This window comes from Allobaileyella intestinalis (assembly GCF_009695865.1).
Lineage (GTDB): Bacteria > Bacillota > Clostridia > Peptostreptococcales > Anaerovoracaceae > Allobaileyella > Allobaileyella intestinalis.
The window spans coordinates 59,172-76,696 of the sequence record NZ_VUNB01000006.1 but is presented as its reverse complement, the minus strand read 5'-3'; the positions used below and the strand labels follow the sequence as shown (position 1 = coordinate 76,696).

Annotated in this window: 14 protein-coding genes; 3 read left to right on the top strand and 11 right to left on the bottom strand. The window is 47.3% G+C overall.

Annotation, left to right across the window (positions count from 1 at the left end; translation table 11 throughout):
* Positions 1–43 precede the first annotated feature (43 nt).
* The 8 genes from FYJ66_RS07930 to coaBC all read right to left on the bottom strand — a co-directional run bounded on the left by FYJ66_RS07930 (position 44) and on the right by coaBC (position 7,058).
* Entirely contained in the window at positions 44–532 is a 489-nt protein-coding gene (locus FYJ66_RS07930) for a DUF4860 domain-containing protein (protein WP_154572975.1), read from the bottom strand.
* 9 nt (positions 533–541) lie between these two features.
* Positions 542–916, bottom strand: a complete 375-nt coding sequence (locus FYJ66_RS07925; RefSeq protein ID WP_154572974.1) for a hypothetical protein — start codon at positions 914–916, stop codon at positions 542–544.
* 36 nt (positions 917–952) lie between these two features.
* Positions 953–2,044, bottom strand: a complete 1,092-nt coding sequence (locus FYJ66_RS07920) for a type II secretion system F family protein (protein WP_154572973.1) — start codon at positions 2,042–2,044, stop codon at positions 953–955.
* A 16-nt stretch (positions 2,045–2,060) separates the two neighbouring features.
* Positions 2,061–2,969: a transglutaminase-like domain-containing protein gene (locus FYJ66_RS07915; RefSeq protein ID WP_154572972.1), complete on the bottom strand. Its 909-nt coding sequence runs from the start codon at positions 2,967–2,969 to the stop codon at positions 2,061–2,063.
* Between the two features lie 176 nt (positions 2,970–3,145).
* Positions 3,146–3,568, bottom strand: a complete 423-nt coding sequence (locus FYJ66_RS07910) for a hypothetical protein (protein ID WP_154572971.1) — start codon at positions 3,566–3,568, stop codon at positions 3,146–3,148.
* 276 nt (positions 3,569–3,844) lie between these two features.
* The gene (gene tsf, locus FYJ66_RS07905) at positions 3,845–4,756 is read right to left on the bottom strand and encodes a translation elongation factor Ts (protein ID WP_154572970.1); all 912 of its coding nucleotides are present in this window, start codon (positions 4,754–4,756) and stop codon (positions 3,845–3,847) included.
* Between the two features lie 60 nt (positions 4,757–4,816).
* Positions 4,817–5,566 carry a 30S ribosomal protein S2 gene (gene rpsB / locus FYJ66_RS07900; protein ID WP_154572969.1) on the bottom strand — a complete coding sequence of 250 codons (750 nt, stop codon included), beginning with the start codon at positions 5,564–5,566 and terminating at the stop codon, positions 4,817–4,819.
* 193 nt (positions 5,567–5,759) lie between these two features.
* The gene (gene coaBC, locus FYJ66_RS07895; RefSeq protein WP_154572968.1) at positions 5,760–7,058 is read right to left on the bottom strand and encodes a bifunctional phosphopantothenoylcysteine decarboxylase/phosphopantothenate--cysteine ligase CoaBC; all 1,299 of its coding nucleotides are present in this window, start codon (positions 7,056–7,058) and stop codon (positions 5,760–5,762) included.
* A 284-nt stretch (positions 7,059–7,342) separates the two neighbouring features.
* Between coaBC and FYJ66_RS07890 the strand changes: the two genes are divergently transcribed.
* Both FYJ66_RS07890 and FYJ66_RS07885 read left to right on the top strand, forming a co-directional pair.
* Entirely contained in the window at positions 7,343–8,716 is a 1,374-nt protein-coding gene (locus FYJ66_RS07890; RefSeq protein WP_154572967.1) for an NCS2 family permease, read from the top strand.
* A 392-nt stretch (positions 8,717–9,108) separates the two neighbouring features.
* Complete coding sequence (locus FYJ66_RS07885) at positions 9,109–10,530, top strand: radical SAM protein (RefSeq protein ID WP_154572966.1); 1,422 nt, start codon at positions 9,109–9,111, stop codon at positions 10,528–10,530.
* A gap of 154 nt (positions 10,531–10,684) precedes the next feature.
* Here FYJ66_RS07885 and FYJ66_RS07880 read toward each other — a convergent pair whose 3' ends face one another.
* From FYJ66_RS07880 to FYJ66_RS07870, 3 genes are all read right to left on the bottom strand, one after another.
* Positions 10,685–11,377: a flavodoxin domain-containing protein gene (locus FYJ66_RS07880; protein ID WP_154572965.1), complete on the bottom strand. Its 693-nt coding sequence runs from the start codon at positions 11,375–11,377 to the stop codon at positions 10,685–10,687.
* Positions 11,378–11,388: 11 nt separating this feature from the next.
* Entirely contained in the window at positions 11,389–12,351 is a 963-nt protein-coding gene (pfkA, locus tag FYJ66_RS07875) for a 6-phosphofructokinase (RefSeq protein ID WP_154572964.1), read from the bottom strand.
* A 79-nt stretch (positions 12,352–12,430) separates the two neighbouring features.
* On the bottom strand, positions 12,431–15,997 hold the full coding sequence (locus FYJ66_RS07870) for a DNA polymerase III subunit alpha (protein WP_154572963.1): 3,567 nt from the start codon (positions 15,995–15,997) through the stop codon (positions 12,431–12,433).
* A gap of 594 nt (positions 15,998–16,591) precedes the next feature.
* Between FYJ66_RS07870 and FYJ66_RS07865 the strand changes: the two genes are divergently transcribed.
* Positions 16,592–17,503, top strand: coding sequence for a permease (locus tag FYJ66_RS07865; RefSeq protein WP_154572962.1), 912 nt, complete (start codon positions 16,592–16,594; stop codon positions 17,501–17,503).
* Positions 17,504–17,525 lie beyond the last annotated feature (22 nt).

Here is a 17,525-nt window from a genome sequence, read left to right as displayed (position 1 = left end):
TCATTACGGATAACTCTCCTAAATCCTGATTCCGTACAGTTGTCTAAAACTTTACATATGCTGCCATGACTGTGTCCCCTTCCCCTATGTACACCAGTTTCAGCAGGCCAGGGCTCTCTTCCACGGGAGTAAACACCTTGGCCTTGGCTATAGCAGTTCCTCCCGAAGGGCTGATTGAATCTCCCTGTCTGACTGTCTGTTCCATCAGCTCCCCGTCGTACTGATAAATACAAGTAAGAAGGCCGGTGCTCTCCTGGTTCCCGGTCTCTCCACTTCCAGTCACCTGGCTCCTGATGAAAAGGGCAGGTTGTTTTCCTACAGTTCCTATGGTTACAGATCCGGGATCCGCCTGGCGGACCTTCTCTGTCACATAGGAAGGAATAATTCTTGATGAGTAGTTCTGTTCTGTCCTCAGCTGCTCTCTCTTATAGGCTCCGGCAGCCTCAGAGGTTACCACCACCGCCAGCATTGCAAAAATACACAGAACAAGTATGGGCAGAACTGCGTTTATTCTGAAAACTCTGTTTCTCACTGCCCCCTCCTATTCCGTTCCCCAGTGGAAGCCGGAAAAACCGGTTCCGCTGTTTCCAAGGGGAATCACCGTAACGTAGGGCCGGATATTGGCGCCAACCACCTGATATTTTACGGAAAACTCCTTTTTATCCCATGTGAGTCCGTAGTTGTCTTCCAGATATTTCAGATCCTCGGGGTAGCGGCCTTCCTGGGCATAGCAAATAGTAATGTCCCGGTTTACTGCGTTCTGCAGGGCCTCCTCCTGCCTCTGCCTTGACCCCTGTTCCACTTCTCCCACGGCATAGAGAAAACCTGCCAGAACCACAAAAAAGCACAGAACCGTGATGATCACTGCTCCTGTTGTAAATTCCTTTTTCTGCTGTGTCCTGACGAATCTCTTCATATGCTGATGCCTTTCCTGCTATTGTAAACCCCGGCGTTAAAGGGCTGACATTATGCTGATCAACGGGATCATTACTGAAAGCAGAATTCCTCCTACGATAACTGACATTATTACGACCAGGGCCGGTTCAAGGCGGGCAAGACGGGCATCTACCTGGCCTTCCAGCTCTTCTCTGTACAGATCTGCCACTTTGTCCATGGCCTCATCCATGTTTCCTGTACGGCTTCCGGTCTCAACAAGTTGTGAATAGATGCCGGAGAAAATGCGGCTCTCTCTAAGCGCCATGGAAAAAGATTCTCCTTTGTCCATAAGGCTGCGGCACTGGGCCAGTTGTTCCCTGAACTGCTGGTCATCAATAACTTCATCGGCCATTCTCAGCCCCTGATCTACAGTGAGACCGCTGGAAAGCACCAGAGACATGTGAGTAGCAAACCTGGAGGCTGATTCCCCGTGTCTCGACTTCCGGATTCCCGGAAGTTTATACCCTAGCTTGCGGAGCTGCCCCTGGCCACTGTCTGTTTTTCCCATTATCAAGAGAACCAGGGCTATGATCAGCACTACAACCATAAATACGAATCCCGAGCCGCTGAGAGAGTTTCCGATGCGGGAAAGAACCAGTGGTACTCCAGTCATTGCTGTTCCCAACTCACTGAAAACTCTATCGAACACAGGCATAACCTGAATTATAAGAACCAGAATAACTGCTGTTACCATAACTGACAGAACTACGGGATATACAACAGCCTGGTAAATGCTTTTCTGCATATCGCTCTCTCTCAGATACTGGTGCTCCAGCCCTGCCATAACCTTGTCCAGGTTTCCTGTGGACTCTCCTGTCTCTACCATTCCAATCATATAGGACGGAAAAACTCCTGCAGCTTTCATAGCACTGGCCAGACTGGTGGTCACAGCAAAATCCTCTATCATAGCTTCAAGGATTATTTTCTCATCCTGGTTTTCAGCATCATCTCTCATAATCTCCAGGCCGTCCAGTACTGACAGTCCTGAATTTATTATTAGTGACATCTGACCGGAAAAGGCTGCCAGCTCATCTGGGGCCAGCTTCCTTACCGCCTGTTTTTTCTTGTCCCTGACCTTATTCTCTCCGTCGCGTCTGTCCTCTGACATATCTTCTCCTTTAGCATCAGTAATTGTACATCAGCTTGTAGTGGTCTTTATTCTTCATGTACTTAGCCGATGATTTAATATCGTTGGCAGAGGCCAGTGTAGGATCCATGAGGGTCCAGCTGTGGCCGTCAAATTCTATTACATCGTCTACCCATCCCTTATCTTCCAGGTAAACGCTGATCCATGCGTGGTAAACGTCTTCAGAATAACCGACTTCCAGTTTCGTAGGAATCCCTTGAGACCTGAGCATTGCAGTCATCAGCGATGCGTAGTCGAGACAGATGCCTGTCTTCTTGTCCATGGTTCTGTCCGGATCCGGAAGGTAATTGGCCGGAATGTTTTCTGCCATTTTCTCATCGTAGGTCACAGTCCTGGTGACATAGTTGAAAACTCTGGTGATGTAGTCGATGTCGTCCCCTGACTTGTCTGATAACTTTCTGCCGTACCGGGTGCACTCTGAATCGTTAGTATATTCAACATACTGGTTGGGATACAGGAACGGTCCGAACTGATCTTCCAGATCCACCTGAATGGTTTTCGACAGGGACACTGAATAAAGGTCTCCTGATACGTGAGAATATACTGCTATAGTGTAACTGCCGCTTCCCCCCGCAAGAGGAACGCCGTGAAAATCTCCTTTTTCAAAGGGATAAGGGCTGCGGCTTCCATCAGGGTTGGTCACCTGAACCTGTATCTTGTCTGCAGATCCGGTATATTTGACCATAACGTATCCCTTGGAAGCATTGGATGCATCAATTACCGCATCCTCACCGGAATAGACAATCTTTCCCGGTGCCTCTGTCATTTCTGACGTTTCAATTGTCTTTCGTCCGCCCCCGGAACCTCCTCCCGGGGCTGCAGAACATCCGGCGGCAAGGATTAGGACCAGGGCCAGAAGGGTGATTGTGACCCGTTTCCTGACCATGCCTTGAACCTCATCGTATTAATATGTGTAAACAAATTCCAGCATGTGGAATTCAATCTGAAATTAGTCTTAATATGTGGCAATAAAATAATTAAATTGTGCTCCCTGTGACAGGAACGCTTTTCTGAACAAACATATCACTATTGAGGATTTTTTACAAATCCGCCTGTAAAATCTTACCTGCAGTCATCGCAGTCCTCGTCCCATTCATCCTTCTTTTCTGTGTTTGAAAACTTCCGGATTACGCAGCGCACGAGGAAAAGCAGGCATATTCCGATTATCTGAAGGAGGGTCCCTTCCACCGATGTATGAGTCACCAGCATGTGGCGGGCCATAGCCAGAATAAGAACGTCCATTACGTCTTCCATTTTGTGAGTCATGAGCATCTTGACCATCTCTATGCCCACTATGAAATAGAGGACTTCTTCAAGGAAGAGGCCGAATCCCCTGGCGCTCTCCACAGCCTCCGGGTTCTTTATCAGTGAGACCACCATGACGAAAATGGAAATTATAATGACTATGGTGATCACCACAGAAAGTACCGCTTCTGTCCACCGGCAAAATCTCTTTATTATCCTGTTGATGCGATTTGTGCTCATAGGCTTCCCATACATCCTTTCGAAAATGGCCAGCTACCGACTAACTGGCCTTTTTATAGATTATATAAGATTTTTCTGCCAACTGACAGAGTTTAACCCTCATATTGTTATGGAATTTACAAAGCTTCAAAGACGTGGTTCCAGCACTGTTCCACTAAAAAAGCTGACCCATTCTGTTGAAATGAGTCAGCTTCTTTACTGATTAGTCTTCGGATGATTTCACACATCCGTTATTATTCAATATTATCTCTAATATGAAACTTCTTGTAAAACAGCTTATGCCTGTGCTGCAGCTGCTACCTCAGCAGCGAAGTCGTCTTCCTTCTTCTCGATTCCTTCGCCTACCTCGTAACGAACCATGGATACAACCTGCATTGGCTTGCCCATTTCCTTGGCAACGCTGTCAACATACTGCTTTACAGAGAGATCGCTGTTCTTTACGAATGGCTGATCTACCAGGCAAACCTCTTTCAGCTCTTTCTTGATCTTGCCTGCAACGATTCTGTCAACCATCTCTGGCTTCTTGCCCTCGTTCAGAACCTGCTCTGTCAGGATCTTCTTCTCGCTCTCCAGGTACTCTGGATCTACGCCATCCTCGTCTACGAACTTAGGATTCATGGAAGCTACCTGCATTGCTACGTCCTTACCAACCATCTCGATTTCCTCAGGAGTAGCCTCAGTCTTGATTCCTACGATAACGCCTATGCGTCCGCCGCCGTGAACGTATCCTGCATAAACGACACCATCTTCCTCGACTCTTGCAAATCTTCTGATGTTCAGGTTCTCTCCGATCTTAGCAACCTTTGCAGTGTGTACCTCTGAGAGAGTGGATCCCTCAAATGGCTCTGCAAGGAACTGCTCCATAGACTCATTTCCCTTAACCAGTGCCAGGTCAGCTACAGCCTGAACATAGTCAACAAACTCCTGGTTCTTGGCAACGAAGTCTGTCTCAGAGTTGATCTCAACGATTCCGGCAGACTTGTGGTCATCAGCGAAAGCCAGTCTAACCAGTCCCTCTGCTGCGATTCTTCCGGACTTCTTCTGAGCCTTCATGATTCCCTTCTCACGAAGCCAGTCAACAGCCTTATCGATATCTCCATCGGACTCAACAAGAGCCTTCTTGCAGTCCATCATGCCGGAGCCTGTAAGCTCACGAAGCTCTTTTACCATTGCTGCTGTTACAGCCATATCTTCCTCCTTAAATTGTTCATCTTTCAGGAATCAGTAATTATCAGTAATTACTTGTAATTATTCCTGATCCTCTGCCTCTGCTGCATCCTCTGCCTGATCCTCTGCAGGTGCCTCAGCAAAGCTCTCGCCCTGTCTTCCCTCGATAACAGCGTCTGCCATTCTGGAAGTGATCAGCTTTACTGCACGGATAGCATCGTCGTTTGCAGGAATGATGAAATCAACGTCATCAGGATCGCAGTTTGTATCTACGATACCTACTACAGGAATTCCCAGGATTCTTGCTTCCTTTACAGCAATCTTCTCCTTCTTAGGGTCAACTACGAAGATTGCTCCTGGCATTCCCTTCATATCCTTGATTCCGCCCAGGTACTTCTCAAGCTTCTCCTGCTCTGCCTTCAGCTTCAGAACTTCCTTCTTAACCAGCTTGTTGAATGTTCCATCCTCTTCCATGTCCTTGATGGCCTGGAGACGGTCGATTCTCTGCTTGATTGTCTTATAGTTTGTCAGCATTCCGCCCAGCCATCTCTGGTTTACATAATACTGGTCGCAACGCTCTGCCTCGTCCTTGATAGCAATCTGAGCCTGCTTCTTTGTTCCTACGAACAGAATTGGCTTTCCATCTGCTGCAGTCTTACGGATGAACTCGTAAGCATCGTCGATCATCTTGATTGTCTGCTGCAGGTCGATGATGTAGATTCCGTTTCTCTCAGTGAAGATGTATGGAGCCATCTTAGGGTTCCATCTTCTTGTCTGATGGCCGAAATGTACACCTGCTTCAAGGAGCTGTTTCATTGATACTACTGACATAATTTAAACCTCCGGTTAAATCTTCCACCAGAACACATCGCCTTAAACTCTCATGGAGCACCGCGGCCTCATTCTGGTGTGCTTAATAAAAACTAAAAATCCGCACAAAAAAACGGAACGCATACATGCGCCCGTATATTATATGACAGCTCTATTTCTTTGGCAAGAAATTATTATTGTATTTTTGCTGTTTTCAGCTGTTTTTCTTTCTGTATATATCTGCGGCCTGGTCCAGCAGTTTCATCCCCGTTTCCAGTTTGCTCAGCATTCCCAGTTCACGGGATTCATTCTCCGTAATTACAGTTACCACATTGGTATCTCCTGCAAAGCCTGCTCCCGCAGTTCTGAGGCTGTTGGCTGCAATCATGTCCAGTTTTTTTGTCTTCAGCTTCCGTCCAGCATTTTCCAGAAGATTATCTGTCTCCATGGCAAAACCGCACAGTACCTGGCCATCCTTTCTTACCTTGGACAGCTCACCCAGTATGTCTCTGGTCTGAACAAGCGGCAAGCTCCAGGTTCTTCCCCCATTGGCAGTTTCATCATTTTCAGCATTTCCGGTTCTTTCAGTTTTATCCGCAGCCGGTTTCTCTGCTGAGAAAACTTCATTCTTTTTAACCTTGTGATCGGATTTCACAGCTGGTGTAAAATCAGCAACGGCAGCGCTCATGAAAAGCAGGTCGAAATCCCCGGCTCTCTCCATCACCTGGCGGTACAGGTCTTCAGCGCTGGTAATATTAACTGTTTCAACAAATTCCACCGGCGGCAGATTTACAGGACCGCTGATCAGTGTTACCTCTGCACCTCTCAGCATTGCAGCCCTGGCAATAGCCTGACCCATCTTTCCCGAAGAGTGGTTGGTGATGAACCTTACCGGATCAATCTCTTCTCTGGTGGGGCCCGCTGTTACCAGGACTTTCAGCCCCTTCAGATCCTTGGAAAATGAAATTTCCTTCATTATATACTTAATCAGCTCTTCAGGCTCAGGCATCTTCCCTGCTCCTGTATCGCCGCAGGCCAGCCGGCCACTGGCCGGTTCTATTACTGTAAAGCCGTAATGCTTCAATTTCTCAATATTGTCCTGGGTAATTGGATTCAGGAACATTCCCGTATTCATGGCAGGAGCCACCAGCTTAGGGCATCCTGCGGCGAGGAGCACTGTTGTCAGCATGTCATCGGCAATTCCGTTAGCCGCTTTTGCAATGAAGTTTGCTGTAGCCGGGGCTACCATGATCAGATTGGCTTTCTTTGCCAGGGAAATATGGGTCACGTCAAAGCGGAAGTTCCTGTCAAAAGTGTCAATGTAACACTTGTTGCCTGTAAGAGTTTCAAAAGTTACAGGTGTAATGAAGTTTACAGCGTTAGCGCTCATGATAACATGAACTTCCGCCCCTTCTTTTACGAGCCTGCTGGCCAGGGTGGCCGACTTGTACGCAGCTATTCCCCCTGTTACCCCAAGGACTACGCACTTATTATCAAGGATTTTCTCACTCATCCGGACTTCCTCCCCACGTTAGCTGAACTTTTTGCCGAGACCTTCGAGAAATAGTTCGGCTTTTTTTGAAAATCACGAAAAAAATTCTGTATACCCGCTCTTTTGCCAGCCCATCTGCCACTGGTCAGTTGCGGTTTCCCACAAATTGTTACTATAATTATATGGCTTCCGGAAGTCGTTTTTTTATTTTTTGATTCCGGAACCATGGATGTAGTTTTTTATTCGCATCATTATAACATTTACTTGTATTAGTTTATGGAACTTTTGAACACAAAGGAGTCTTTATGGAAAAATTCTTCAAATTGAAGGAACACCAGACTGACAAGCGGACTGAGATTACTGCCGGTATTACCACCTTCCTTTCAATGGTATACATCCTGGCTGTAAACCCTAACATTCTGTCCGCTTCCGGGCTGGACTCAGCTGCAGTATTCACTGCCACAGCAGTATCTGCTGCATTTGCCACACTGATTATGGCATTTTACGCCAACTACCCTGTAGCCCTGGCTTCAGGCATGGGTCTGAACGCATACTTTGCTTATTCTGTCTGCGTGCCTATGGCACAGGCCGGAATAAAGGATCCTTATCAGATTGCTCTGACAGCCGTCCTGGTAGAAGGTATTGTCTTCGTTCTTCTTTCTCTCACAAACTTCAGAGAGAAGCTGGTTAACGACGTTCCTGCCAACCTTAAGTACGGAATTACAGCAGGAATTGGTTTCTTCATCGTCATTGTTGCTCTTAAAGGTGCAGGAATCGTTGTTTCCGATCCTTCTACAGTAGTTGCAATGGGAGATGTTGCAAAGCCTGAGTTCGTTCTGGCAATTGTAGGCTTCCTTATCATCGCAATTCTTGACCACTATAATGTCAAGGGCCACATTCTGTGGGGCATTCTTATTACATGGTGCCTGGGAATGGTTGCACAGGCTATCGGCTGGTATCAGGTAGACCCTAAGGCTGGCGCATACTCCCTGTTCCCTACTTTCACAGCAGCCTCTTTCATCCCGAAGGCTCCTTCATTCATGGCATTTAACTTCAAGTGGGTAGGAAAGAACCTGGTTGAATTCCTGGTTATCACATTCTCCTTCCTGTTTGTTGACCTCTTCGATACTGTAGGAACACTTATCGGTGTTGCATCAAAGGGCAACCTGCTGGATGAAGATGGAAAGCTTCCAAGAGCAAAGCAGGCTCTCATGTCCGATGCCATCGGTACAATTGCCGGTGCATGCCTGGGTACTTCCACAGTAACATCTTTCGTTGAGTCCACAGCAGGAGTTGCCAGCGGCGGACGTACAGGTATGACTTCCCTTACAACAGCCATCCTGTTCCTGGTTGCAATTTTCTTCTCGCCGATTTTCCTGGCTATTCCTGGATTTGCAACTTCCCCTGCTCTTATATATGTAGGACTTCTGATGATTTCCTCCATCAAGAACATGGAGTTCGACAAGGACATTGCCGACACAGTTGCAGGATTCCTGGCAATCATTATGATGCCATTCACTTATTCCATTGCAAACGGTATCATGTACGGAATGCTTTCATGGGTTATCCTGAAGGTGGTTACTGGAAAAGCAAAACAGGTTCCGCCTGTAATGTGGATTTCCGCAGCACTTTTCGCTGTAAGATTCATCACACTTATCTACGGTATCGGCTACAGATAAAACATCTTCCGGTATTCGCCAACTGACAGAAAAGAATCACTACGGGCAGCAAAACTGCCCGTTTTTTTCTATATCGATCAATTACGATTAATTACGATTAATATCTATCTTAAACAATCTGGAAAGGGCACGGCTGATCTGACACCTCTCTTTTTTCCTAAGAATCCGGTCAGAAACAGCTCATAACCCCTCCTGTACGGCGCCATGGCCCCTGTTTACAGTGATAAATACAAAACAATCGGCTGTTTCCCATCTTTTTACTTGATTTTTCGTTACCATGGTGTTTTAATACTGACAGTTAGTCAGTAATTGCCGCTTATCATGAATTTCTGAAACGGCAGAGTAAAGCAATCTGAAGTCTGAGGTCAGGCTTCATGGTGGAGGTATTTATTATGGAATTATCATTAAAGGAAAAAGCCAAGAGAGCTGCTTTCAACAAGGCAGTTGATCTTGCATATGCCCACGTAAAGAAAGATCCCCAGAAGGGCGTTCTTGATGTTGTAAATATCATGGATGAATACATGAATCCTAAGGATTCTGAAGAGAACAGTGGAAAGGCTGCTTTCGACAGAATCAGAAAGGAATTCGAATCCGGAGATTCCAAGTGGATTGAGTATTCTGTAGACATGGTTAACAACGTTGACGAAAACCTGGTTAAGGGTTTCATCAAGAATTTCGGATACAACGCTGCATATCTGGGCAACAGAAGAAGAAACGAGCTTATGAGATCAGAGGGATGCAACATTCCGTGGGCAATCCTCTTCGACCCTACTTCAGCATGCAACCTTAAGTGTATCGGCTGCTGGGCTGCTGAGTACGGATACAAGAACAACCTGTCTTATGAGGAAATGAGAAACATCGTAAGCCAGGGCAGAGAGCTGGGAACCTATTTCTACATCATGACAGGCGGTGAGCCACTGGTTCGCAAGGACGACATCATCAAACTTGCTACAGAGTTCAACGACTGCGAGTTCCACATCTTCACAAACGGAACTCTGATTGATGAGGCATTCTGCGAGCAGGTAAAGAAGTGCGGAAACATTTCCTTCGCTATGTCCATTGAGGGAACAGAGGCTTCCACCGATGCAAGACGTGGAAACGGCGTATACCAGAAGGTAATCGACGCCATGGATCTCATGTACAGATACAAGCTTCTGTACGGTGTGTCCATTTGCTACACCAGCGCAAACTACAAGTACGTTACTGCAGATGACTTCATCCAGATGCTGGTAGACCACGGATGCAAGCTGGCCTGGTACTTCCACTACATGCCAGTTGGAAACGACGCAGATACAAGTCTGCTCCTGAACCCTGAGCAGAGAACTTACATGTATCACAGAGTAAGAGAGCTCCGTTCTTCCGGATATCACAAGAACATTTTCACCATCGACTTCCAGAACGACGGTGAGTACATCCACGGATGCATTGCAGGAGGAAGAAACTACCTGCACATCAACTCCGCCGGTGACTATGAACCTTGTGTATTCATCCACTACTCCGATTCAAACATCAGGGAGAAAACACTGCTGGAGGCTCTGAAGAGCCCGCTGTTCATGGCTTATCACGACGGTCAGCCATTCAGCGACAACTACCTGAGACCATGTCCAATGCTGGAGAACCCTGGAAGAATCACTCAGATGGTAAACTCATCTGGAGCTCATTCTACAGATATGATTTCTCCTGAGTCTCCTGAACACCTTTGCGGCAAGTGCGTTGACTATGCTAAGGAGTGGAAGCCAGTAGCAGACAAGCTCTGGAAAGAGTCTGGACACAACACCAAGTCTGTAGAATACCTGGACAAGGAAGCTGAGTAGTCAGTTTATTCAAAAAAATAAACGCCTGGTCCAAGGCAGGCGAATTTCCAAGGCGCCCTCACCGGGCCCACGAGATATAAATATGTAAACACCCAGGGAGTCATGGGCGGGTACCACTGCGTACCACTTGCCACTCCCTGGGTGTTTTTTCTATCTATTCCTGATCGTGTCTGCTGAGCATCTCCCTCATTATGGCATCTGTATCAGCGGGATCTCCGCCACCATCCTGGCCGGACCCTTCTCCACCGGAGTTTCTATCTTTTTCATCTACATCACTGTCATCAGAAGCATCAGTTACAGGCGACATTCCGCAGATCTTATAAACAGATTTTACCACAGGTTCTACAGCCTTCCTGTCCATGCGGTCTACGCCCTTCTCTATGGCGGCTTTCATTTCCATGGCCCCCTGGTCTTTATCAGAGACCCGGCCGGAAATCATAACCCGCTTTGATACAGCCATGAGGAATTTATCCAGTCCGGCAACCTGGGATGGATCGTATCTGCCAGGCAGAACATGGAGAGGCACGTTATTCCATCTGTCATCCTTAGTATTGAGGTTTATATCCACAATCTGCATGTAGTTCTCCGGAGTAAGCCGGGAAATGCCCACTCCAAAAATAACCAAACGCGAAAAAATTTCAGGTACAGATTTCTTCAGTTTATCCAGGCCCACAATACCGCTTCCCCTGATCCAGCCTCCGAAAACCACCACGTCAAATTGATCCAGGGCGTGAAAATCCGCATGTTCCAGAGCTATGCACTGCTCCGCCTTTATATCCTCGGCAATCCACCGGGCATACTGCTCCGTGCTGCCTCTTTTAGAATTATAAATAACTATACTTTTCATAATGACAAACCCTATTTGCTGAGCACCCCGATGGCATCATACAGCCTTCTGTCAAAACAGTTTTCCTGCTTCAAAGCCTCTTCCAGGTCGAAGCCCATAATCTCTCCTCCTACCGTTCCGATGGCCTTGTTGTATATTCCGTTATCAATAAGCTCAACGGCCTTTGCGCCACACTCCGTAGCCAGAAGCCTGTCCTGCAACGTAGGAGATCCCCCTCTCTGCAGATAAGAAAGAACCACCAGCTTCACTTCCCTTCCTGTTCTCTCCGAAAGGTTCTCTACCAGCACATCCGAAGGGTACATGCTGCCCTCAGCGTTGATTATGATGCTGTGGAGTCTTCCCTTGTTTACCCCTTCAAGAATCTTCAGGCTGATATCATTGAGATCCGGCTCCACCTCAGGTATAAGCACGTACTCCGCACCGCCGGCCAGGCCTGAGTAAATAGCGATGTCACCGCAGTGGCGCCCCATTACCTCAATTACCGTAGTCCTTTCGTGGGCAGAACTGGTGTCCCTTATTCTGGTAATGGCATCAAGAACAGTGTTTACTGCCGTGTCAAAACCGATTGTATAATCTGTGTAACCCAGGTCGTTATCAATAGTTCCAGGCAGGCAGATCACCGGCACCCCTCTCTTGCTCAGCTCCAGGGCCCCTGCATAAGATCCGTTTCCACCGATTACAACCAGAGCATCTATCCTGAATGTTTCCAGGTTTCTCACGGCCCTCTCCTGACCTTCTTCAGTCATGAACCGCTTGCTCCTTGCCGTCTTCAAAATAGTTCCGCCCCGCTGGAGAATATCTCCCACAGAGCGTCTTTCCATTTTCTCAATCTCCCCGTCAATAAGGCCCTCATATCCTCTGGATATTCCGTAAACCTCCATGCCTCTGTCAATTCCAAAGCGAACGATGGCCCTTACTGCCGCGTTCATTCCCGGAGAATCTCCTCCACTTGTAAGAACTCCTATCCTTGCCATTTTATTTACCTCTCTGTGATTATCATTTGGAAAAAAACATTGTCTTTCGCCAAGATTCCGGGGGAAGATACAGCTTCATCTATTTGATGTTCATCTCTCCCAGCCTGGCCGCCAGTTTATTTCTCAGCTCATGGCTCATTTCCACCCGGTGCCTTCTGTCCGTCCTGACCATTCTTCCATCAGGAAGATACACCAGAACCTCCCGGTTGCCTCCATGGCCTTCCAGACATCCAAGAATCCAGTTCAGAGCATTTCCCTGGCCTCCCAGTTCATCTGACACCTCTTTCGTAACCCTGATCTTAACCGGCGGCTCTTCTTTTTCCGGCCTGTGGGAATAAGACCTGTCATACCTTCCGCCACGGTAGTTTCCAGATTCATTGTTCAATGACATAACCTTCTGGATTTCTGAAATCCGGTTAATCAGCAGCTCCGGTTCCTGATCCTCCCTGAAACTCAGATGACCGGACATGGCAACTATTGCATCTTCCATCAGGAGATATCTGTATTTTTCAAAGGCTGAAGGGAAAACCACTGCTCCCATCACCCCGTAGTAATCCTCAAACTGGATCCGGGCCATTTCCTGTGCCTTCTTTGTAAAAAGGGTTCTGACTTTTGTGATCTGTCCTGCCATGATCACATTGTCACCATCTTTGAACTGATTGTTATCCGGGTCCTCCGGATCAGCACTGCCCAGAACCTGAAGAGAATTGGCAGAGGTGTACTTATTTATCAGCTCCCTGTACTCGTCAAGAGGGTGGCCGGACAAATAAACTCCCAGAACCTCCTTTTCCAGGGAAAGAGTCTGTCTCAGGGAAAAAGGTGCTATTTTCGGCATGTTTTTGTGGACTCTAACCTGCTCCATTACTGTCTCGTCCATCTGGAAGAAAGACAGCTGGCTGCTTCCTGCCGCCTTTGACCTTCGCTGGGCAGTCTGCACTGCGTCCTCGCAAACCGTAAGGAGCATGGCCCTGTTAGTGTCAATGCAGTCAAAAGCTCCTGCCTTGATGAGATTCTCCACAGCCTTCTTGTTCAGCTGGGAAGCATCCAGAGCCTCCAGGAATTCGTAGATGTTCTCCGGAGTATCGTTGAAATTCTTCCTGCCTTCAATTATGGCATTTACTACTCCAACTCCTACGTGCTTCACACCTTTCAGGCCGAACCGGATCTGTCCATCCTCTACGCTGAATTTTTCCTGACTGCTCATTACCGAAGGAGGAAGAACCTTGATATTCATTTCGGCGCAGTTTCTTATATACGCCTGGGTGTGGTTCACATCCCCCATCATGGAGCTGAGAAGGGCTGCCATGAACTCTACAGGATAGTGGTATTTCAGCCAGGCCGTTTCGTAGCTGACCACCGCATAGGCTGCGGCGTGGGATTTGTTAAAAGCGTACTGAGCGAAGCTGATCATGTCCTGGAAGATTTTTTCAGCAGCTTCTTCAGGAATTCCCCTGGCAATACATCCTTCAATCTCCACATTGCCATTCTCATCCTTCTTGCCGTGGATGAAGTATTCCTTCTCCTCCAGCATAACCTTCATTTTTTTCTTTGACATTGCCCGGCGCACCAGGTCTGATCTGCCAAAAGAATATCCTCCCAGATCCCGGACGATCTGCATTACCTGCTCCTGGTATATTATGCATCCGTAAGTAACGTCCAGAATGTGGGCCAGATGAGGATCAACATAAGAAATCTTCTCCGGGTGCTTCTTGTTGTCTATGTATCTCGGAATGGAATCCATAGGGCCCGGTCTGTAGAGGGCGATGCCGGCCACAATGTCTTCGAAGCAGGATGGTTTCAGATTTTTCATGAACTCCGTCATTCCCCCGCTTTCCAGCTGAAAAACCCCCTGGGTGTTTCCAGCAGCTATCATGGCGTAAACCTCCGGATCATCGTACTCCATTTTTGTAAAATCGATCTTCTCTCCAGTGCCGGCTTCTATCATGTCAAGAGCATTGCGGATAACTGTAAGGTTCCTTAGCCCCAGAAAATCCATTTTAAGCAGCCCCAGTTCCTCAATGGTGGTCATGTTGAACTGGGTAGCCGGTCCTTTGTCAGATACATAAATAGGAACGTACTCGTCCAGAGGGAGCTTGGATATTACTACACCTGCAGCGTGGGTAGAAGCATGCCTTGGCAGGCCTTCCAGAGCCATTGACATGTCCAGGATCTCCCTGACCCTGTCGTCCTTTTCGTATTTCTCCTTAAGCTCCGGGTTTAAGTCCAGGGCCTTGGCTATGGTCATGTTCAAATCAGCCGGAATGGCCTTGGCAATGGCATCTCCCTCAGCGTAGGTGGCGTTCAAAGCTCTTGCCACATCCCGGACCACGGCCTTGGCCTTCAGTGTTCCGAAGGTTATTATCTGGGAAACTTTGTCTTTACCGTATTTTCTTACAACGTAATCAATGACCTCCTGCCTCCGCTCGATGCAGAAATCCACGTCGATATCAGGCATGCTCACCCTCTCCGGATTCAGGAATCTCTCAAAAATCAGATTGTATTTCAGAGGATCGATCTCCGTAATGTCCAGGGAATAGGCCACTATACTTCCTGCCGCCGAACCTCTCCCCGGCCCCACCGGAATGCCGTGGCTCTTGGCGTAGTGAATAAAATCCCATACTATAAGGAAGTATTCTACGTAACCCATGGATTTTATTACGTTCAGCTCCCTGTCCAGCCTCTTCCTGTACCGGCTTTCCGGATCCAGGGCTTCCTTGCCGTATCTCATTTCCAGACCCTGAAGGCACAGCTCATCCAGATATTCTGTAGTTGTCAGCCCTTCCGGCGGAAGGTATTCCGGCAGATGATACTGGCCAAAGGTAAATTCCACATTGCAGCGATCGGCTATTTTCTGGGTATTGTCACAAGCTTCAGGAATATATGAAAAAAGTTCCCTCATTTCCTCTTCTGACTTCAGATAGAATTCCGGGGTTTCGAAGCGCAGCCGTTTCTCGTCATCCAGGGTAGTAGCAGTCTGAATTGCCAGCAGCACGTCGTGAGCCTTAGCATCTTCTTTCTTCATATAGTGGGCATCGTTAGTGGCAACAAGAGGAATTCCCGTTTCCTCTGACAGCTTCATCAGCCCCTGAATTACCACCTTGTCTTCCCGCAGGCCGTGATCCTGAACTTCAAGGAAAAAATTATTTTCCCCGAAAATCTCCCTGAGCTCCAGGGCTTCCTTCTTGGCCCCGTCGTAATCTCCAATCACAAGCCTGTGCTGAACATTTCCTGCCAGGCAACCGGAAAGGCAGATTATGCCTTCGCTGTACTTCCGCAAAAGCTCCTTGTCCACCCGGGGCTTAAAATAAAACCCGTCCATAAAAGCTTCGGAGTCAATCTTCACCAGATTGCTGTACCCCTTCTGGTTCTCTGCCAGAAGAATCAGATGTCCGTTGTGCCTGTCCTTCTCCGGATCTTTCATATACATGGTCCGGGGGGCAGTATAAACCTCACATCCTATTACCGGCCTGATTCCAGCGGCCTTGCACGCCTTGTAAAAATCAACCACACCAAACATAACTCCATGGTCTGTGATTGCCAGCGCATTCATGCCCATGGATTTGGCATATTCAGGAGCCTGACTTATCCGGGTCATGCCGTCCAGCAGGCTGTATTCAGTATGTACGTGAAGGTGTGTAAACGCCATTTATATCTATCTCCTGGAAAAATATGAATCAGAGGCCGGGCCCCGGCCGTCAGCACGAATCTATTCGGTCTAATTTTACTAGCATAGGAGACAGTAAGCAAATGAGGGATTAGTGAAAAATTCAAGTTTGTGGAATGGGAAGATCTCGGTTTTGAGGAAATCCAGGGTGCTATTTACCACGGGATTTCATTGATTGAAAATCTCGCTGTGTCGCAAGAGTCACACAAAAAATTTACCCTATCACAGACGTAACAGGACCAAAAAAATCAAGGTGTGACACTTTCCTTTTGCTCTGAGGCTGTCTGTTATTTTGGCAATTGTGTTATCCAACAACCTTAATATTCATTCTTTTGTGTTAAAACCATGGATTATATGTGACCGATACTTATTTTGTATTTTCTGCAGGCATTGCAATCACTGGTGTTCATTCATTTTCTCTTCGGAATGTATAATATACGTATTTGTTCATAAATTCACCATATTTGTTTGACAAGAAATGAACAAATTGATATAATTCCCTTATCTGAAGGAGAGGTTCGGGGGTTCTCTCCTTCTCGCAATCATTCTTTTATATCAACACCTGGAGGTTATACTATGAATGCAGAAGTAATTCTGAAGGCCCTTTGTGTAATCGGCTTCATATTTGAATTTGTTATTGTATTCAGACAGATTAAGAAGAATAAAGCAACTCCGGAAGGCCAGGCAGAGTGGGAGAAGGAAATGAAACACTTCAAGTGGAACGCTGGAGTAGGTCTCATTGCTAACTTCTTCGACACACTGGGAATCGGATCATATGCTGGATCTTCTTCAGCTTTCAAGCTTAAGAAGTCTGTTGAGGACATCAACATTCCTGGTACTCTGAACGTTGGAGATACCTTCCCTGTACTGATGGAGGCATTCCTGTTCTTCGGACTGGTAGAGGTAGACGCACTTACTCTTATCTCAATGCTGGTAGCTGCTACTGTCGGAGCTTTCGTTGGAGATTCCTTCGTTACTAAGTGGGACCTGAGAACAGTTCGTCTCGGAATGGGCATCGGCCTGTTCATCCTCGGTGTCATCATGGCCCTGAGATCACTGGGAGTTGGACCTTTCGGTACAACAGGATCTGCTCTTGAGCTGAGAGGCGCTAAGCTGATCATCGGTATCGTTGTTAACTTCTTCCTTGGCGCACTGATGGATCTTGGCTGCGGACTCTATGCTCCTTGCCTGGCTCTGGTATCCGTTCTGGGCATGAACGTACAGGCTGCATTCCCAATCATGATGGGATCCTGCGCTTACCTGATGGCCTTTGGTAACTCTCCAAAGTTCGTTAAGGAGAACAGATTCGACATGGTTGCCGTTGTTTGCCAGGGTGTATTCGGAGTTATCGGTGTACTCCTTGCATACTTCCTCGTAAAGAGCCTGCCTATCGGAGTACTGACATGGATTGTAACTGTTGTAGTAATCTTCACAGCTATCATGTTCTTCAGAGATGGTAGAAAGACTCCAAAGGGAACTCTTCACTAGTCGAAGTATTCCGCAGTTATTC